Source organism: Rhodanobacter sp. K2T2, from assembly GCF_013408815.1.
GTDB lineage: Bacteria > Pseudomonadota > Gammaproteobacteria > Xanthomonadales > Rhodanobacteraceae > Rhodanobacter.
This window is the reverse complement of sequence record NZ_JACCCA010000005.1, coordinates 181696-200577: the sequence shown is the minus strand read 5'-3', so window position 1 is coordinate 200577 and position 18882 is coordinate 181696. Positions and strand designations below refer to the sequence as shown.

General features: G+C 63.7%; 21 protein-coding genes. 13 read left to right on the top strand and 8 right to left on the bottom strand.

Annotated elements, in window-relative coordinates; translation table 11 throughout:
- Positions 1 to 51 precede the first annotated feature (51 nt).
- From HDE78_RS10040 to HDE78_RS10020, 5 genes are all read right to left on the bottom strand, one after another.
- Positions 52 to 1578 (bottom strand): DHA2 family efflux MFS transporter permease subunit, encoded by a 1527-nt coding sequence (locus HDE78_RS10040; protein WP_179478843.1) that lies wholly within the window; start codon positions 1576 to 1578, stop codon positions 52 to 54.
- Between the two features lie 88 nt (positions 1579 to 1666).
- Positions 1667 to 2785, bottom strand: coding sequence for an HlyD family efflux transporter periplasmic adaptor subunit (locus tag HDE78_RS10035; RefSeq protein WP_255457750.1), 1119 nt, complete (start codon positions 2783 to 2785; stop codon positions 1667 to 1669).
- A gap of 147 nt (positions 2786 to 2932) precedes the next feature.
- A complete protein-coding gene (locus HDE78_RS10030; protein ID WP_179478839.1) occupies positions 2933 to 4423 on the bottom strand; it encodes an efflux transporter outer membrane subunit in 1491 nt (496 codons plus the stop codon).
- 26 nt (positions 4424 to 4449) lie between these two features.
- Positions 4450 to 4926, bottom strand: coding sequence for a MarR family transcriptional regulator (locus HDE78_RS10025; RefSeq protein ID WP_179478837.1), 477 nt, complete (start codon positions 4924 to 4926; stop codon positions 4450 to 4452).
- Positions 4927 to 5002: 76 nt separating this feature from the next.
- Positions 5003 to 5254 carry a hypothetical protein gene (locus HDE78_RS10020; RefSeq protein ID WP_179478835.1) on the bottom strand — a complete coding sequence of 84 codons (252 nt, stop codon included), beginning with the start codon at positions 5252 to 5254 and terminating at the stop codon, positions 5003 to 5005.
- 223 nt (positions 5255 to 5477) lie between these two features.
- On the opposite strand from HDE78_RS10020, the gene HDE78_RS10015 reads away from it, so the two are divergent.
- The gene (locus HDE78_RS10015; protein WP_218862255.1) at positions 5478 to 6290 is read left to right on the top strand and encodes a helix-turn-helix transcriptional regulator; all 813 of its coding nucleotides are present in this window, start codon (positions 5478 to 5480) and stop codon (positions 6288 to 6290) included.
- A gap of 213 nt (positions 6291 to 6503) precedes the next feature.
- Here the strand turns inward: HDE78_RS10015 and HDE78_RS10010 are convergent, their stop codons facing one another.
- Both HDE78_RS10010 and HDE78_RS10005 read right to left on the bottom strand, forming a co-directional pair.
- Positions 6504 to 6890 carry a hypothetical protein gene (locus HDE78_RS10010; RefSeq protein WP_179478831.1) on the bottom strand — a complete coding sequence of 129 codons (387 nt, stop codon included), beginning with the start codon at positions 6888 to 6890 and terminating at the stop codon, positions 6504 to 6506.
- Complete coding sequence (locus tag HDE78_RS10005; RefSeq protein WP_179478829.1) at positions 6887 to 10198, bottom strand: winged helix-turn-helix domain-containing protein; 3312 nt, start codon at positions 10196 to 10198, stop codon at positions 6887 to 6889. Before HDE78_RS10005 ends, HDE78_RS10010 begins: the two co-directional genes overlap by 4 nt.
- Positions 10199 to 10706: 508 nt before the next feature.
- Here HDE78_RS10005 and HDE78_RS10000 point away from each other — a divergent pair.
- The 12 genes from HDE78_RS10000 to HDE78_RS09940 all read left to right on the top strand — a co-directional run bounded on the left by HDE78_RS10000 (position 10707) and on the right by HDE78_RS09940 (position 17789).
- Positions 10707 to 11351, top strand: a complete 645-nt coding sequence (locus tag HDE78_RS10000; protein ID WP_218862254.1) for a response regulator transcription factor — start codon at positions 10707 to 10709, stop codon at positions 11349 to 11351.
- 37 nt (positions 11352 to 11388) lie between these two features.
- Positions 11389 to 11844, top strand: coding sequence for a hypothetical protein (locus HDE78_RS09995; protein WP_179478825.1), 456 nt, complete (start codon positions 11389 to 11391; stop codon positions 11842 to 11844).
- Between the two features lie 273 nt (positions 11845 to 12117).
- Positions 12118 to 12660: an N-acetylmuramidase gene (locus HDE78_RS09985; RefSeq protein ID WP_179478821.1), complete on the top strand. Its 543-nt coding sequence runs from the start codon at positions 12118 to 12120 to the stop codon at positions 12658 to 12660.
- Positions 12661 to 12698: 38 nt separating this feature from the next.
- Entirely contained in the window at positions 12699 to 13238 is a 540-nt protein-coding gene (locus HDE78_RS09980) for a DUF2589 domain-containing protein (protein WP_179478819.1), read from the top strand.
- 72 nt (positions 13239 to 13310) lie between these two features.
- The gene (locus HDE78_RS09975) at positions 13311 to 13994 is read left to right on the top strand and encodes a DUF2589 domain-containing protein (protein ID WP_179478817.1); all 684 of its coding nucleotides are present in this window, start codon (positions 13311 to 13313) and stop codon (positions 13992 to 13994) included.
- Positions 13995 to 14069: 75 nt separating this feature from the next.
- Complete coding sequence (locus tag HDE78_RS09970) at positions 14070 to 14330, top strand: hypothetical protein (RefSeq protein WP_179478815.1); 261 nt, start codon at positions 14070 to 14072, stop codon at positions 14328 to 14330.
- 9 nt (positions 14331 to 14339) lie between these two features.
- Positions 14340 to 14801, top strand: a complete 462-nt coding sequence (locus HDE78_RS09965; protein WP_179478813.1) for a hypothetical protein — start codon at positions 14340 to 14342, stop codon at positions 14799 to 14801.
- A 4-nt stretch (positions 14802 to 14805) separates the two neighbouring features.
- Complete coding sequence (locus HDE78_RS09960; protein WP_179478811.1) at positions 14806 to 14988, top strand: hypothetical protein; 183 nt, start codon at positions 14806 to 14808, stop codon at positions 14986 to 14988.
- A gap of 20 nt (positions 14989 to 15008) precedes the next feature.
- Entirely contained in the window at positions 15009 to 15410 is a 402-nt protein-coding gene (locus HDE78_RS09955) for a hypothetical protein (RefSeq protein ID WP_179478809.1), read from the top strand.
- Positions 15411 to 15423: 13 nt separating this feature from the next.
- Positions 15424 to 15762: a hypothetical protein gene (locus HDE78_RS09950; protein WP_179478807.1), complete on the top strand. Its 339-nt coding sequence runs from the start codon at positions 15424 to 15426 to the stop codon at positions 15760 to 15762.
- A complete protein-coding gene (locus HDE78_RS09945) occupies positions 15759 to 16097 on the top strand; it encodes a hypothetical protein (protein WP_179478805.1) in 339 nt (112 codons plus the stop codon). The genes HDE78_RS09950 and HDE78_RS09945 overlap by 4 nt, the downstream gene beginning before the upstream one ends.
- 87 nt (positions 16098 to 16184) lie before the next feature.
- Positions 16185 to 17789, top strand: coding sequence for a peptidase S10 (locus HDE78_RS09940; RefSeq protein ID WP_179478803.1), 1605 nt, complete (start codon positions 16185 to 16187; stop codon positions 17787 to 17789).
- 8 nt (positions 17790 to 17797) lie between these two features.
- On the opposite strand, the gene HDE78_RS09935 is transcribed toward HDE78_RS09940, so the two are convergent.
- The gene (locus tag HDE78_RS09935) at positions 17798 to 18847 is read right to left on the bottom strand and encodes a LacI family DNA-binding transcriptional regulator (protein ID WP_179478801.1); all 1050 of its coding nucleotides are present in this window, start codon (positions 18845 to 18847) and stop codon (positions 17798 to 17800) included.
- Positions 18848 to 18882: the final 35 nt, after the last annotated feature.

Genomic DNA, 18882 nt, shown 5'->3' with positions numbered 1-18882 from the left:
ACCGTAAGTGCTGTTCGAGTGACGCAACTTCAAGTGTCGATGGCAGGTCCATCAGTGACCGCCGGCGGCCGGGCCGGCCTTTGCCGCAAACGGCGGCCGGGCCAGCCAGATCACCACGATCAGCGAGAAGAAGATCCAACCCAGCAGGTGGAATACCTCGTTGAACGAGATCTGGTAGCCCTGCTGGGTGATCATGTTGTTGATCATCGAGCTGCCCGTGGTCGCGTCGCCGTGTCCGAGCTGGCTGATGGCGGTCTGCGCGGTGGGGCTGTACGGCGTGATGCCTTCGGCCAGCTGCTCGTGATGCACGATGGCGCGACGATCCCACAGAAAGGTGGTGAGCGAGGCGGCGAAGCTGCCGCCCAGCGTGCGCAAGAAGGTGGCCAGTCCCGAACCGGAAGCGATCTCGCTCTGTTTCAGATCCGATAGCAGAATGGTCAGCACCGGCATGAAGAACAACGCCACGCCCAAGCCTTGTACCAGCTGCACCATGGCGACGTGATAGAAGTCGACGTCGAGGTAGAAATCCGAGCGCATGAAGCAGGTGGAGCCCATCACCAGAAACGCGCCGGAGGCCAGCAAGCGCAGGTCGAAGCGTGTAGCGTATTTGCCGACGACGACGGTCAGCAGCACCGGGATGATGCCCAACGGAGCCGTGGCGTAACCCGCCCATGTCGCGGTATAGCCGAGGTTGCGCTGCAACCACTGCGGCACCAGCAGGCCGATCGCGAAGAACGCGGCGTAGGCCAATACCAGCGCCATCGTGCCGTAGCGAAAATTGCGGTGGCGAAACAGTCGCAGATCGACGATCGGGTCCTTGTCGGTCATCTCCCAGATCACGAACACGATCAGTGCAATGGCCGAAATGATGCTGGTGACGATGATGAAGTTGGAGTTGAACCAGTCTTCGTCGTTGCCCTTGTCCAGCACGATCTGCAACGCGCCCACGCCGATGATCAGGGTGACCAGGCCGACGTAGTCGATCTTCGGCCGCTGCAGCTGCTCGATGCGGGCCTTCATCTGGTTGGCCACCACCATGCTGGCGAAGATGCCGATCGGCACGTTGATGAAGAATATCCACGGCCACGAATAGTTGTCGGTGATCAGGCCACCGAGAATCGGGCCGGCGATCGGCGCAACAACCGTGACCATCGCCAGCAGCGCCAGCGCCATGCCGCGTTTTTCCGGCGGGTAGATGCCGATCAGCATGCTCTGCGTGATCGGATACATCGGGCCGGCGACCGCACCCTGGATGGCGCGGAACATGATCAACATGCCCATGCTTTGCGAAATGCCGCACAGGAACGAGGTCAGCGCGAACAGCAGGGTGCTCCAGACGAACAGCTTCACCTCGCCGAAGCGGCGCGTGAGAAAGCCCGTCAGCGGCAGCGAGATCGCCATGCTCACCGCGAACGAGGTGATCACCCACGTACTCTGGTCGCTGCTCACGCCGAGGTTGCCGGCGATGGTCGGCAGCGACACGTTGGCGATGGTGGTGTCCAGCACCTGCATGAACGTGGCCAGCGACAGGCCGATCGTGCTCAGCGCAAGGTTGGGTGGACGGAATGCTTCGGCCATGAGGATCTGCGTCAGTGAAGAGTGTCGGGCACGTCGCCATCAGCGGAGAGCGGCACGGCCGCGCTCACGCCGATGGCGAGCGATGCGATCAGTTGTTGCCAGCCATATTGGCGTGGATGACTTTGGCGATTTCCAGGTCGGCATTGGCCAGCTGCTGCTTGTAGACGTCGGTGCTGAACACCGGCTGGGTCGGCGAATGCTGCGACAGGGTCGGACCGTTCTGGTCGTGCAGGCCGACATCCACGGTGACCGACATGCCCAGGCGCAGCGGATGCTGGTCCAGCTGCCGCAGGTCGTCGAAGAACACGCGAACCGGGATGCGCTGCACGATCTTGATCCAGTTGCCGGTGGCGTTCTGCGCCGGCAGCAGCGAGAACGCGCTGCCGGTGCCCACCCCCAGGCTCTCGATGCGACCCTTGTACTTCACCGCACCGCCGTAGACGTCCGAGCTGATTTCCACCGGCTGGCCCAGGCGCATCTTGGTCAGCTGGGTTTCCTTGAAGTTCGCATCGATCCACACCGCGTGCAGCGGTACCACGGCCATCAGCGCCGTGCCCGACATCACGCGCTGGCCGACCTGCACCGAGCGTTTGGCCACATAGCCGTCTACCGGCGCAACCAGGGTCGAGCGTACGTCGTCGAGATAGGCCGAACGCAGCTTGGCGGCAGCCGCCTGCACATCCGGATGCGAGGCGACCACGGTGTCGTCCACCAGCACCTTGTTGCTCTGGTACTGCTGCTGCGACGAGGTCAGGCCGCTCTGCGCGGCGTCCAGCGCGTCGCGGGCATGCGACAGTTCCTCGGCCGAGATCGCGCCGGTTTTGGCCAGCTCGCGCCGGCGGTTGTAGTCGGCGCGCGCCTTCTCCAAAGCGACCATGCGCTGGGCCACGTCGGCCTTGGCGCCATCGACGCTGGCGTACAGGCCGCGCACCTTGCGCACCGTGTTGGCGAGGTTGGCTTTGGCTTCGGCCACCATCACCTCGGCGTCGCTGGGGTCGAGCTGCACCAACACCTGGCCGGCGTGCACGCGGTCACCGTCGTCGGCGCCGATGCTCACCACCGTGCCGGCCACCTGCGGCGTGACCATCACTACGTTGCCATTGACGTAGGCGTCGTCGGTGCTCTCGTGCCAGCGGCCGTCGAGGAAGTACCACAGCAGCCACGCGATGATACCGAGCACGACGACGACGGCGAGGATGCGCAGCATCAGGCCGCGCGAACTCTTCTTCGGCTTGCTGGTATCGGCGCCGGCCGGCTTGCCGGCGAGCGTGGACTGATCGGGCTTGCCCTGACCAGAGTGGTTTGGATCAGTTTTATTGTTCTGATCGGGTGGTTGGCTGGACATGGTGCTGCCTCAGGAACGTGAAGGGGTAGGGAAAGAAGGGGAGGCGGAGCTGGTCATCGGCTTGGCGTCGTCCTGGCCAGGCAGGCCTTGCGGATGGAAACCGCCGCCCAGCGCCTGGATCAGCTGGACCGAAAGATCGACCTGCTGCGACTGCAGGCCGGCCATCTCGCGCTGCGCGGCGAGCAACTGCTGGCGCACGCTGAGCGCTTCCAGATAGCTGCCGATGCCGGCCTGATAACGCTGCTGCGCCAGCTGCCACGCGCCGTTGGCGGCGTCGATGGCCTGCTGTTGCGCGGTGATCTGATCCTGCAGCGAGCGCAGGCCCGACAGGTCGTTCGCCACGTCGTTGACTGCGCCTACCAGGATCTTGTTGTACTGCGCCACCGCCTCGTCGTACTGCGCGTCCTTGCCGGCGAGGTTGGCGCGCAGGCGGCCGCCGTCGAAAATCGGCAGGCTGATCGACGGCGCCACGCTGAAGAAACGCGCTGGCGCCTGAAACAGGTTGTCACCGCCCAGCACGATCAGGCCGGCGTAGGCGCCGATGCTGACGTTGGGCAGAAACTGCGTCTGTGCGACCTTGATGTTTTTGCTCGCAGCCTCGACGCGCCAGCGCGCGGCCACGAGGTCGGCGCGATGGCCGATCAGATCCACCGGCAGGTTGTCCGGCACCGCGACCGCCGCGGGATTGAGCACTTGCGGCCGGGCGATGGTCAGGCCGCGATCCGGCCCCTTGCCAAGCAATACGGACAGCATCGACTGGGCCGTTTCGATCGAGTGCTTGGCGACAGCTAGCTGTTCGTTGGCGCTGGCGACTTCGGAGTCGCTCTGTTTGAGCTGGATCTGGTTGTCGATACCGGCAGCCACGCGCTGGCGGGTCAGCGTGCGCGCACTGTCGGCGCGGGCCAGTTCGGCCTTGGCCACGTCCTGACCGGCATACGCATAACCCAGCTGCACATAGGCGCGCGCGACGTTTGCCGACACCTCGATGCGCGCCGCGCGGCGTTCGATCTCGTAGGCGCGGGCCTGACCCAGCGCGGCTTCCCACGCGGCGCGCTTGCCGCCCCACAGATCGAGGCTCCAGCTGAAGCTGATGTCGGCGTATTTGAACGGCGCGGCGTGGCCGTTGCCGAGCGGCTGCGCGGTGACCGGCAGGCGTGCATCGCCCACGCTGCCGCCGGCGTTGATTTTCGGCAGGCGCGCCGCATTGGCGATCCCTGCCTGCGCCTGCGCTTCGCGCGCCCGCGCGTCGGCCATCGCCAGATCGGGGTTGGTCTGCAGCGCTTCCTCGATCAACGCGCTCAGCTGCGGATCACCCAGCCCGGTCCACCAGTCCTCGCTCGGCCACGCAGCCGGCGACACGTTGAGGCGGGCCAGGCTCTGCTCGGTCTTGAGCGAGTTCGGGTCGGTCAGCGTGCCGTCCGAATGCAGGCCGCCGCTGCTGGCGCAACCGGCCAGTGCCAGGGTTAAAGCAGTCGCTGCTGCGAGTCGATGCAGGCGCATGGGTCGAGGTCCAGAAAAGGTAGAGATCAAGGCTTGTCGCGGAGCGTGTTCAGCACGCGCTCCAGGTAATCGTGCAGCTGCGCGCGCTCGGTCGCGTTCAAGCTGCGCTGGGCCGCGGTCATCACGCGGTCGCTGCAGACATAGGCGGTATCGCGCCACATGGTGTGTCCAGCTTCGGTCAGCTCGATGCGAAGGGCGCGGCGATCCTGCGCATGCGGGGTGCGGCGCAGATAGCCCTTGCGCTCCAGATGGTCGAGCTGGCGCGTCATCGCGCCCCCATCCAGTTCCACGGCGCGGGCCAGTTCGGTCGCCGATACCGAACCCAGCTCATGAGACTTTTTGAGGATCAAATACTGGGTAAAGCTCAAATCGACGTTTTTGTCGGCGAATTCCGCCTCGATGGCGCGCACCAGTTCAGCGCGCACCGTCGCCAGCAGCCAGCCGAGAGTGGGTTGGGGCGATGGCTGAGAAGGCACGGTTTCAGGAGGATGGGCTGGTTTCATAAGCCGTGCATTCTATTGCCGGCAATATATTTGTCAAGGCAAATATATGTTTAATTATGTTTGTTTCAGCAAGATTTCATTTATTTGCTCCGTAGTGGGCCATTTCGTCGGCCAGCCAGGTGCGCAGGGCCGGATCGCGTACCTCGAAAAGCTCGAACACGCCCAGGGCACGAAGCGTCGGCAGCTGGGCCAGCAACCGCGGCTCCGTCGCTTGGCGCACCGCCTCGGGCGTGCTCGGATCGAGCATCTGGTGTGCACAGGCAATAAAAGCTTCGAGCGGCGACGCGGCAGGCGTGGCGTTGACAGAGATCAGCTTGATCGGCGGCATGGGCATCCTCGATTCTGGGCATGGCGACCCTGCCTCGCCCTGGCTGAGGGCGGGTGGATCCCGCCGGGCGCGGTAGCGCGCTCAGGGGCGGTATGGAAGGAAAGCCGCGAGCGGCGGCAGCGGCCGGCTTTCCCATCGGCACATGCTTGGTGGAACTCACAGCTTAGGCAGCTCGGCGGCAATCTGATAACGTCATTTGGTCAATATGTATCGAGAACCGGCCATGACGTCCAAACAGCAGCTCTATGAACTGATCGAACGGCTCGAAGGTCCGGCGTTGATCGGCTACTGGATCGAGCACGAAGCTGCCAGCGAATACCGCAAAGGCACGCAGACCTACGGCTGGCATCACCATCTGCGCGGGCAATTTTTCTGCATCGAGAGCGGGCTGGTGCATGTGCATACGAAGCATGGCTCGTGGCTGTTGCCGCCGCATCGCGCCGGTTGGATACCGCCGGGCGAGCCGCATACGGTCAGCGTCAGCGGCGCGATGAGCGGCTGGGGCGTGTTCATCACACCGGCCATCGAGCACGGCTTGCCCGATCATCCTTGCGTCATCGGCGTCAGCGAGTTGACGCGTGCGCTGGTACGCCGTGCCAGTTCGTGGACATGGCAAGCCAGCTTGAACGAGGAACAGGAGCGGGTGATGACGGTGCTGCTCGACGAGATGCGTCGCGCGCCGCGCGAGCCGTTGCACCTGCCGATGCCCCTGGACCGCCGATTGCTGCGCATCGCGCAGGCCGTGCTCGAACAGCCGCAGGACAACCGCAGCCTGGAGGACTGGGCCGCCTGGGCCGGCCTGTCCGCGCGCAGCCTGAGTCGGCTGTTTCGCGTGGAGACCGCACTGAGCTTTGCGCAGTGGCGCCAGCAGGCGCGGCTCAGCCGCGGTCTGGAACAGCTGGCGGAAGGTACGTCGGTGGCCACCGTTGCCGATGCGCTGGGTTACGACAGCGTCAGCGCCTTCGTGGCGATGTTCCGGCGCAACTTCGGTCAGCCGCCGGCGCGCTACTTCGCGCACAAGCCGCTATCGGCCTGATCTGTTTGCCCGCAGGCCGGCGTCATCACTCCGTCTTGGACGGACGCCCACTCCTCGCTCCTCAAAGCCGGCGCCATCCATGGCGCCTCCCCGCGTTCTTCCTTGGCCTGCGGGCAAACAGCTCCCGGCGCGGGCCACGCGGAGACGTTGAACAGGCTCTTAGGCACGACAGCGTCTTGCGGGTTCGCCTCCGATCGATCTGGGGTAAACCCCTCAAGTGCCTGAGACGGGCGGCGGGTCGTTCGTCACCTGGGGGTCGCAATTGACGTGACGCTCGTGCTTGGTGTCGTGGACCAGCAGCGACACCACGGTAAGCTGCTGACGGGTATTGCGATGCATCACGGCCAGTTCGGCGCCGTCCTTGCGTACTTCCATCCGCTCCAGTTGCTCCTTTGTATCGGTCGTATAGAGGTTGGCGATCCGGAAGCGGGGCCAGTCACCTTCCGCCAGCCGATAGACGATTTCGGTATCGCGCTCGGTGACGTGGATCAGATCGGGCTCGAAGGTGTAGCTGTAACGACCGCCTCCGGTATTGCCCTGTCCGAGCAGGCTGTCTTTGACGGTGAGCGTGACGTCGATGGGAGAGGATTTTGCATTCATCGGTTCAAGGCCTTGCTTGGCTGGTTTTTAAGAGAGGCATCGAACATGGGTGAACGATACCCGGCGTCTTTCAATCGTTGCAGGTACGGACTTGCCTCGGTGCGACGCCCGATGAGAACAGACGCGCGGATATAGGGGTCTAGCAGGCGTGGGTCGTGGCTGGCCGCAAGGCGCGGCTGGAGCAGCGTGATGACGTCGAGCCCATACGCCGTCATGGAGGCACGATCGTTCTGTGCGGCGGCGACTTCGCCGGAGGTGATTTCCAGCATGGATTTCAACACGTCGCCGGCAACGGTGATTTTTGCAGCGTCGTGCGCTGCCATGTCCTTCCATGCGGCGGTTATCAATGCCATAGCCTTTTCCTTCTGGCCTTGCCCCAGTGCGACCACACTTTGGTAATTGTGATCCAGCGCCATCAAGATATGCCAATCCGAAACGTTTGGGTCGGTCGCCAGCAGCATGTGCAAGGTATCTTCGGCCTCGGACAGGCTGTGGACGGCCTGAGCCGGATGGTGCATGCCATAAAAAAGCCAACCCTGCTGGAGTAGGGCATAGGCAAGGTCACGCCGCCACTTCTGATTGTCCGGGACTTCGTCGACCAGCTCGGCAAAGCGCGTTGTGGCGGTCGAATAATCCACCGCAGCCTGCGCGACGAGGCCCAGATCGGCCTCGGCTTTGGCGACATGAAGATCGGCCAGCGCATGGCGATATCGCCACAGGTTGGACGGAGCGCCGGATCCCCGGGCTTTCTGCACGGCCTGCCTTTCCGCCTCGAGCGTGTTCAGCGCCGGGCGAAGATGGCCGTTCTGCTGTTCGGACAGGGCCAGCCAGCTCAGCGTATCGGCAAGTTCCAGCCAGGTCTTTTGATCCTTCAGGCGAACCGCCAAGACGCGTTGCTTCAAGGCAACGGACTGCTTGAAAAACGCGGCCGCGTCTTCCAGTCGGTCGGCTTGCAGCGCATAGGTACCCAGGCAATTGTTCGCGTAAGACAGTTCCAGCCAGGCATCGGGTTGCCGCGGCTCCAGCGCCGCGCGCCGGCTGGCGTCGGTCAAATACGCCTGCCATGCCCGATACGCGTCGCCGATCCGGCCTTGTCGTGTCGCGACCTGGCCACGCCAGAAATCCAGCTTGCCGAGTTCGGCATCGATGGCAGGGAGTTCCCCATGATCGGCCGATAGTGGCTGCAGACGTTTATCCGCGGCGTTGAAAGCTTGCGTGGCCGAGTCGAGATCGCCGCGAGTGAAGCGAATTTCTCCGATTTCGCGCAGCGCCCGCACCTGCCTCAACACGTCGTCGGGCCTGCCCGTTTGCCAGCCATGATCGAGAACGCGCATGGCGCGTCCGGTCACGGCATCCAGCAGATCGAGCCTGCCTAAGGCATCGAGTCGCTCGTGCATGTCCCCCAGCATGAAATCGATCAGGCCCTCGGCGTCGGCACGGCGCTGCTCGGCGCGCGTTTCAGATCGACGGGCCATGAGCGTCGCCCATGACGAAAACAGTGCGAGCGCCACGATCAGCGTGCACGCCGCCGCCAACAGCGTGGCCCGGATGCGCACGCCGCGCAGGCTGCGTCGCACGAAAATCCGCTGCGGCGCGCTCATCGGAGGCGATGCCGTTTTGTAGAGCCTGCGCGCCTCGGCCAGCAGCAGGCCGCGCGGCAAAAGATGTTCCTGGCGCCGGCCTTCGTTGAGCCAGCGCCGCGCCATCTCGGCGATGCGCGCACGCGATCGTAAAACGCTGCGGTGCGATTCGACCCAGTCGACGATGCGCGGCCAGTGCCTCAACAAGGCTTCGTGCGCCACGGTGAAGCACGGTTCGTCACCCTCGAGCAGGCTGACGAGCAAGTGCGCATCCACCAGACGCCGCACGACCCGCTGCTGCGAAGCGCTGGCAAGATCGCGCCAGCGCACCCTGCACGCGGTTACCTCCTCACCGTCGCTGGTGACGACGATCAGGCTCTGCAAAACATCGGCAAATGCATTCGCGGCATCGCCATCGAATTCGGCAAAGACAGTTTCCGCCTGCTGTGCGAGAGCGCCCTCCAAGCCGCCCAGCTCGCGGTAGGCGGCAAATGTCAGCTGACCACGGGCGTCGCGCCGTTCATAGAGAGCCTGCAGCGTGTACTGCAGCAGTGGCAGCACACCGGGTCGGCGACAGGCGCCGTCGAGCAGTACGTCGTCCAGCTGCCGCTCGGTGATCGCGTCGCGCTCAAACGACAGGCCGGCGGAAAATGCCGGGAGTCGGATCATCTGCGCCACTTCCCCCTCGGTCGGCATCTCGACGTCGTACAGGCCGCCGCCGCGCTTGAGTGCGAGCAGCGCCGGGATGTCCATCAGTTTGGGATAGAAGTCGTTGCGGCATAAGGCCAGAACCATAACGTGCCCGCTCTGGGCCAGTTGCGCCAGCGTTTGTACGAAGGCCGAGCATTCGTCGGCCGACACGGTGGGTGTCGCCACCAATGCTTCGAGCGTCTCCACCACCAAAAGCGCGCTGTCGCCATCGCGCCGTTGTGCGTGGCCGCGCAGACTGTGGGCGATACGATCGAGAACGCCCGGCATATCCTCACGCAGTGCGGTGGTGAGAGCCTTTCGTTCGGTCTCCAGAAAAATGGGGCGGCCAAGCACTTCCCATTGCGTCATCGCCGCGGCAAGCGCCTCGTGCGGCGTCATGCCATGGATCTTGGCGGCAAAGCTGGCGACGGCGAGGGCGCGGATGCCGCCGCTGCCGGCTTCGCGGCGCAGCGACGCGGCGATGCCGGCGTGTACCAACGACGATTTGCCGCTCCCGCTCGGCCCGGTGACGAGAACGAAGGCGCAGCCGCTGCGTCGTTGAGCCCGCAAAGCCGAAAGGAGTTCCGAGGTGGCCTTTGCGCGGCCGAAGAACAGGGCGGCATGCTCGGTATCGAACGGCAGCAGACCTCGAAAGGGCGATCCGTCGGTCCAGGTATGCCGTGAGGGCGGGCCGCGCAGGCGCTCGTCGGAAAATGCCACGTCGGCCACCACCTGATAGCCGCGTTTGCGCACGGTAGAAATATAGCGGGGCGCTTTGGCGTCGTCCTTCAATGCCTTGCGCAGCAGCGCAATGGTCTTGTGAACCGGGTTGTCGCCGTAGAACGTGCCGCGCCAGCAATCGATCAGCAACTGCTCGGTACTCACGACGACACCGCCGGTACCGGCAAGATAGGTCAGTACATCCATCAATTTGGGCTCGAGTACGATGCGCTCCCGGGCACGTTCGAGCGAACGCTCGGCCGGCCGCACGATCCAGTCGCCAAAATTGAAAAAGGCGGCTTCTTCCCTCACGAACATGGCGATTCCCCTTCACCCGACGTGCAGTGGTATCGCGCTCGTGCACGACAGTCAAACCGATCGTCGCGAAAGCTTCGACGGCTTCGCGATAATCGGTACGTGCATATAAATTGTTGATTATTCGGCCGATAAATCACCGTAAGGTTTTCGGAAGGACATAACGGCAGGCCCCACGTCACGGTGTTTCCCCCGACATGGAGGCACCGATCATGCAGCGACCGTCAACGCGCTTCAGCCACACCGTGGCGGTCCAGGAGCCGGCCGGACAAAACCTGCAGAACGAGCAAGATGGGTTATGGGTCGGGTACGTTCCAGCGCCGATCGATGGTTCTGGGACAGCGGCCTCGTTATGGACTGGACCGATCCGCGGAAGGGGTCTCGCCTACCGGCAATACGGTTCGCCGGATATCCACAGGTACGTACAACGATGCGGATGGCCGGGCATCGGCTTGTCCGTGCGGACCGTCCGGCTAGCGCAAGCGGCGCCGCGGTGATGAGGCGCCGGAGCGTGCTACTGGCGGACGGCTGCGCGCTGCTGCGCGAGGGCGTGGCTGCTTTGCTGGCCGTGCACTCCGGTTTTGACGTGATCGGCAGCACGGGCGATGGCCGCGACTGCGTACGCATGGCTCTGCGCGACGCGCCCGATGTGATGCTCTTCGATTGCTCCTTGCGCGGTCTCAATGGCATCGAGGCCGCGCGTCGCATCGCCGAGCAGAATACCCATACGCGTCTGCTCTGCCTGTCGATGCATGAGGAGCCGCATTGGGTACGGGCGACCTTCGATGCGGGCGCCCATGGCTACGTGCTCAAACGGTGTGCGTTCACCGAGTTGCTCGAGGCGATAGAAACGGTGCTGAGTTCGCGTTACTACGTCGCCCGCGACGTGGCACACGCGTTGGTCGAGGGTTGCCGCACCCGCAGTCGTCCTGAGATCGTGGATGACGCGGGACTCAGCACGCGCGAGCGGGAGATCACGCAATTGTTTGCCGAAGGCTATTCCACTCAGGCCATCGCCGAACGACTGCATATCAGCGCCAAGACGGTCGCGACCCATCGTGAGCACATCATGGCGAAACTGGGTATCCACGGTATGGCGCAGCTGACGCGATACGCGCTGCGCGAGGGACTGACCACACTCGATTCGGGGTCTTAGGTCGCCATCGTCCGCGCCGCGCGCCGGCGCTTCTCGCTTGCAGGGCGATCGGTTTGGCGGTCACCCAACGGTGCAGGGTGAGCGTGGTCGCCTCGGCCAGAGCGGCGAGCACTTCGGCCGCTGGCGCATGGGCGAATACACCGCCGCTGCTTGCCGGCAGGTCAGCGCATTCCTTCAACAGGTCGGTGGCGATTCCGATAAAACGCGTGCAGCACGCCGATGTTCGTATGCCGAAGCGGCTTCTCGGCGGCGTTGTCCTGCTGCAGGAATACCGATATCGCACGCGCGAGAACGCTCTCGAGCTGACGTCCTCGCCGACTCGGTCGGCCAGTTGCGCGCCGGCGTATTTGACCGCCTCGATATCGGTCTTGCGCAGATCGACACGGCTGCGTTCGATCATCACGGCCGGCCGGCGCATGGCGACTTTTTCCTGCATCTCCTTGTCGCGCAGTCCGTTGAGGACGGTGTTCACCTCTTCGTCCATGAAACCTAGATGGACGTCTATCACTTTATCGCTCATGACCATACGTCGCTGACGCCGGCAAGCGATGGCGAGAGAGCGTGTCGGTTAGCCGGCGGTCGCCGACATCGGCAAAACCCGATTTTTCGCCGCCCTGTGCGCGCCAGAACGGATCGCTCGATCCATCAGACAAATGGCGGCGTGCAATCAGCATTCTGCCGATGCCCGGCGGCATGAACGATCGCGATAGTGGGGGTGCCGGATGCCAAGCGTACGGCTTTCGAATCCGCCCACGAGAATTTCGCCATGGCCGACTTCAAACTTTTTTTCCCCACGCTGCTTCGGCATGAAGGGGGTTTCGTCGACGACCCCGTCGATCCTGGTGGGGCGACCAACAAGGGCGTCACGCTGGGAACGTTCAAGCAGTGCGCGCAACGCCTGCTCGGCGTCGCCCCGACGCTCGATGCGTTGAAGGCGCTGACGGACGACCAGGCCGGCGTGATCTACAAGGCGCTTTACTGGGATCCGATCCAGGGCGACCGGATCGGCCTGCAACCGCTGGCCGACATCGTGTTCGACTTTCAGGTCAATGCCGGCAACCGCTCCGCGAAGCTGCTGCAGCAGGTGCTGAACGATCTCGGCGCGAAGCCGCCGCTGGCCGTGGACGGCGCCATCGGCAAAGGCACGCTCGCCGCGCTGCAGGCCTGCGACCAGAAGGCGGCGTACGCGCGCTTCAAGCAGGGTCGCATCGATTACTACCGCAACCTGGCCGAACAACGGCCGGCATTGCGGAAATTCTTGAAGGGCTGGCTCAACCGCGTCGCCTCTTTTCCTGACCTCGGCGCTTAAATCCGGCCACAACGCACTCTTCCTGGAGCACGCAGCACATGGCAACGCAGACCTCTCTGAATGAATTGATCGAAGCGATCGCTGGCGCGGTGACCGATGCGCAGGAGCGCATCGAGCAATACCAGGTCGCCCACCTGAGCGATTTCTTCGACGAGGACAATCGACCCAAGAGTGTCGTCATACGGATGCCCTCGATGCATCCACAAGCCGTCGATGGCGACGAAGATCTCTACCGCGCGCCGATCCTTCCGCTGGTGTCGACCAACGTGCTGCGCATCAAGGATGTCGAAATCACGTTCGACGCGGACCTCGGCAGCCTGGTCGATAGCGAACCGCCCCAGGTCGGTACCGCCACCGCGCAGACCGATACCGCCAGCGGCGATTGGCGTGTGAAAGCACAACCCGGCAAGCGCACCCTCCAGGTCGATACCGCGGTCGGTTCGCCGAGTCGAAAAGGCGGTTCGGTCCATGTCGTGCTGCGCGTCGAAGGAAGCGAGCCGACCGATGGCGCAGCGCGCCTGATGAATCACCTTGCGCAGACCCAAGGCGTTTTCAAGACGTTCAAGCCGGGCGGATAAACGCCGCACGGCTGATCCGTGACGCACCGACGCGTGCGCCGCGCCCTATCCACTTGTAAAGGAGCAATCATCATGGCTGACGAACTCGTCAACATGTCCAGTCAGTTCAAGGGTCTGCCGATGGGGGACCTCATCGGAGGTCCGCTCAGTGCGGCCTGCGAAGCACAGGTCAAACTGGCCCAGGCCACTGCGGACTTCATCAAGGTCATCGGCTTTTTGCCGCCCGCGGCGGGAAGCACCGATCCCAACGCGGTCGGCGATACGCGCACGGCCACGTTCAAGTTCAAGCGTCCGGTCGACAACCCGACGCCCGGGGCCGACGGCATCGCCGAGGAAGAGGTCGAGCTGGAGGTGCCGCTGCTGGCTATCGTCAAGGTACCCAATCTCAGCGTCACCACGGTCGACATCACCTTCGACATGGAAGTGAAGTCGTCGTACTCGCAAAGCGAGTCGGAGGACAAGAAGGGTGAGTTCTCCGCCGACATGTCGATCGGCTGGGGCATTTTTTCGGCGAAGGTGCATGTCGCCGGCTCGGTCGCTACGCACAAGGAAAATACCCGTACGTCGGACAACTCGGCCAAGTATCACGTGGCCGTGCATGCCGAGGACAGTGGCATGCCCGAAGGCTTGGCCCGCGTGATGGACATCCTGCAGACCGCCTGCGCACCCCGTCGCATCAGCGCCCCGGTGGCGGTACCCGCCAGCACCGCCCCGGCAGCGCTTCCCGCGGGTGGCGCCGCCGGCGGCACGCCGTAAAGGTTGGTAGATCGCAGCTTGTCGATACGCGGCGTCAGCCTGGCGTCGCGTATCGACCTTCACCGGGAAGACTCCATGTTCGATCTGAGCGACGTCAAGTACATCAAGCGCGTGGTGGTCGGCAGCGACAACCCGAACCAGATGCGTTCCGAAACGCAGGTGGAGGAGGCACGCGCGCTGCTCAACCGCTGCCTTACCGATACGCCCAGGGGCACCATTGTCGGTATCGAGAAGAGCTTCACGATTCTTCAGATCGGCGAACACCAGGTCGTGCTGCAGTGGCTTTGCTACCACGTCGGCTTTCCGCGCAAGCCGATCTGGATGCAGGAAAACTAGGAGCGTGCCATGACGACATGTGCGCTCGATGCGCTGATTTTTGCCCTGCAGGACGCCGTGATCGGAGCCAACGATTCGATTCGCCGGCGCCGGGAGGCGCAGCTGGCACGTGGCGGGATGGACGACAGCGATCACGTCGCGCTGCGGGTGCAGATACCGCAGAGTCCCGCGCAGGATGCACCATGCACGCCCGTCACGATAGCGTTGAGCGAGTTTCGCGATCGCCGTACGCCGCATATCGCGATGATGTCGGTCGAGTTCGATTGCCGCGTGCATTTTCTCCGCCAGCGCGGGCAGCCGACGCCGGTGTTGACGATGTCGCTGGGCAAGCCGCGCTTTGCGTGGCTATCGCGCAAGCTTTTGCATCATGTGCGTATTTCCTACGCGTCGACGAACGCCTGGCAGCCGCAAATCGACATCGACGGTCGACCGCTCATCTTGCCCGCCCTCGTACGCGACATGGAGCAGTGAGCCCATGCAGCGCATCAAGCACTTGAGCGTTTCGCCCGCGCTGGAGGCGGCGCTGGTCGACTCTCTGGGCGCCGCGTTTCAGCGGCCCCGGCACCTCTTTAACCGATCGACGGTCGCCTTGTTCGTCGGTCTGATCGTCGCATGCGCCGCGCTCGCGGCCGTGCTTTTGTACCTCACCTACCGTTAGGCCAACCCCAGGAGGTTCCTATGTTCCGTCGCCATTCGAAGTACCCGGTCATCCTCGTTTCGCTGCTGTTGGGCCTGTCGACGAGCGTGTTGTCGCAAACGACGCCGACCGGCCGGTGGAGCGGCGTCGTGCATTCGGTGAAAAACAGCGTTCGCGTCGATGTCGGGCTAAAGCCGACATCGGCAAGCCTGCATGTCGGGCAACCTTACGGCTGCCGCATCGAAGCCGGCTTTCTCGACACGGAAAAAGACGGCAATCACTACCGCTTCGATGCGTCATCGTCGACGGGCGGTTTTTGCGATCACCTGGGTCCGGGCGATTTGATCGTGGGCGAATCATCGGCTGATGAAGCGTTGATCTCGTTGAAGCAGGGTGACATCGACTGGACCGGTGTGCTGACGCCGCGTCCATCCACGCGTTGAACGGAGGCGAGCCATGGATTCCGATCTTCTTACGCAATTCTGGCTTCTTCTGGCCGGTGTCGGCGGAGCCTTTCTGCCCGTGGCCATCGGCCAGGGCACTTCGTCACGCGCACGCGCGCTGGCTCAGGTCACTTGCGGGGCGTTGATGGCCACGTTCTTCGCGCCCGCGCTGGAACGGCATTTTTTTTCGACCTCGCCGGCGCAGGTCAATGCCGGTATTTCGTTCTTCGTCGGCTGTTTCGGGCTGAAGCTCACCGAGCTGTCGCAGAAGCTTATCGATAGCCGGGGCGAGGCGCTGGCCAACCGCCTCATCGATCGTATTGCCGGTGCCGATGAGAGGAAGCTGCCATGATCCTGATGACGATCAATCTCGCCTGCAGCCTGATCATGGCCATCTGCGGTCTATGGGTATTGACCGGACGACAGATGCCTCGAACAGTCCGCGTGTGCTGCGCGCTCATCGCTTCGGGAGGCAGCGTCAATGCCATGGGCATGCTGGCGGCGTTATTCAGTGTGGGGAAATTCGTTTACGGTGATATCTGGCCCGGCGAAGTCATCGTCAACATCGGGGTGTCTGCCTTGATGACGCGCTGGATCTGGCAAACGCGCAGAAGCGGCGGCCAGCGGCTGTCGCCGAGCGATGGCACCGCGTCGGCGAAGCGATCGGAGCGCACCGCCGACGTATGACTTCTGGGTGATGAAAGCGGGGAGACGGCATGCCTATGCTGGCGCTTGCCCGGGCGTTTCTGCCCGGGCGCCCAGGACCCGGCCCTCATGCGCAAATTTACCCTCGCTGCGGCGCTTGCCGCCCTTTTGCTGAGCTCATCGGCTTTTGCCGGTTCGTCCGACAAGAAGGACGAGAAAAAGGACGACAAGCCCGAATCCGCGCTACTGAAATCGCAGACCTCGATCACCGACGGGTCGGTGTCGGTCGAAGGTCACAGCATCAGCTACAAAGCGGTGGCCGGCACGCTGGTCCTGCATGGCAGCGGCGACAAGGAGGACGAGCCGCAGGTCAGTATGTTCTACGTCGCCTATATGAAGAAAGGTGCCGAGCCGGGCAAGCGGCCGATCACCTTCATCTACAACGGCGGCCCGGGTTCGGCCACGGTGTGGCTGCACATGGGCGCATTCGGGCCCAAGCGCGTGGTCACCGCCGACGACAGCCACACGCCGGCCGCGCCGTACGGCCTGGTCAACAACGATTACAGCCTGCTCGATGCCACCGACGTGGTGTTTATCGACGCACCGGGCGCAGGCTTCAGCCGCCTGATTGCGGCGGACGAGGACAAGTCCAAGCGCGACGAGCAGATGAAGGATCGCAAGAAGGCGATCTACAGCGTCGACGGCGACGGACACGCCTTTGCGCAGTTCATCACCCAGTTCCTGTCGAAGTACGGCCGCTGGAATTCGCCCAAATACCTGTTCGGCGAAAGCTACGGCACGACGCGCTCGGCCGTGCTGGCCAATATCTTGGAGAACGAGAACAGCGTCGATCTCAACGGCGTGATCCTGCTCTCTCAAATCCTCAGCTTCGATACCAGCATCGACGGGCCGCAGTTCAACCCCGGTATCGATCTGCCGTACGAGCTGGCGCTGCCGACCTTCGCCGCCACCGCCTTCTACCACCACAAGCTGCCGCAGCAGCCGGCGGCGCTGGAGCCGTTCCTGGAGGAAGTGAAGCAGTACGCGCTGGGCGACTATGCGCAGGCGCTGATGGCCGGCTCGCGGCTGGGCGCGGTGCAGAAGCAGGCAGTGGCGCAGCGGCTGCACCAGTACACCGGGCTGCCGGTCGATTATCTGATCAAGGCGGATCTGCGCGTCACCGGCGGCATGTTCGAGCAGCAGCTGCAGGGGGGCGACGACATCACCACCGGCCGCCTGGACAGCCGCTTCTCCGGTCCCTCGCTCGATCCGCTGGCAAAAGACTCCGAATACGATCCGCAGTCCTCGGCGATCAGCTCGGCGTATATCGGCGCGTTCAACGACTACGTGCGCAACAAGCTCAAGTTCGGCGACGGCCTGCAGTACCGCGAGTTCGCCGATATCGATCACTGGGACATGTCGCACAAGGCGCCGGGCGTCAACGGCGAGGCGCTGCAGTCGTCGACCAACGTGATGCCGGATCTGGCGATGGCGATGAAGACCAATCCGAATCTGAAGGTCTATTTGAACGGCGGCTATTACGATCTGGCTACGCCATTCTTCGCGGCCGACTACGAGATGCACCACATGCCGATCCCGGCCAGCCTCGATGCCAACATCAGCTACTCGTGGTATCCGTCAGGGCATATGGTCTATGCGCACGAGGCGTCGCTGAAGCAGCTGCATGACAACGTGGCCCGCTTCATCGAGCAGACCGACAACGTCAAGCGCTGAGCGCGCGCTCAGCGTTTCGGCGGCGTATTTTGCCGCGGTGCGGTGGAGCCGCGCACAACGAGTTCCGGACGAAAACCTTCGTTGACCGTGCTCAGCGCCTCGCCGTTGGCCTCGCGCTGCAGGTCGTCGATCAGCCGCTTCGCCGCATGGCGGGCGATCTCTTCGGTAGCCTGGCGCGCGGTGGTCAGCGCGGGCCACGACTGTTTGGAAAACGGGCTGTCCTCGAAACCGGCGATCGACAGTTCGAACGGCACGTTGATGCCGTCCGAATGCGCTGCGGCCAGCACGCCGGCGGCAATTTCGTCGTTGGAGCCGAAGATCGCGGTGGGGCGATCCTTCAGCGCCAGCAGCTTGCGCGCACCGCGAAAGCCATCGTCGAAGGTGAAATCGCCGGGCAGGATCAGCTTGCGATCCAAGGTCATACCGTAATCCTTCAGCGCATCCTCGTAACCCTGGTAACGCTCGGGGCTGGAACGGTGCTCGCGACCTCCCCACAAAAAGCCGATGCGCTGATGGCCGAGCTGGATCAGATGCTCGGTGATCGCATACGCCGCGTCGCGGTCGTCGACGTAAACGCAGGGATAGCCGTCTTTGGGATCCTGTCGCGCCGAGATGATCCGCATAAAGGGAATTTTCGCCGCGGTCAGCGTGCGGATCAGCTCCGGCTGCTCCGACATCGGCGGCGCCAGCACAAGGCCGGCCAGACGCGAACGGCGTACCAGCTCGCACAGCTCGTCGGCCAGTGTGGACGAAGACGAATCGCAGGGATGGATCTGCAGGCCGAAGCCGCTGCTGCGACACGCCGACAGTACGCCGCGCTGCATATTGATGATGTAGTGCGCGTTCGGATTGTCGTACACCAGGCCGACGGCGTAAGCCCGCGTGCTCCGCAAACTGCGCGCCGAGGGATCGGGCTGGTAGCCCAGCGCGTCGATTTCGCGCTGGACCTTGGCACGCGTACGCGCATGCACCGACGGCTCGTTGTTGATCACACGCGACACCGTCTTCAGCGAGACGCCGGCCTTCTCTGCGACATCCTTGATAGTGGAACTGCGCAACCGCTAGACCTCGTTCGCCAACTGTGATGGCAGCG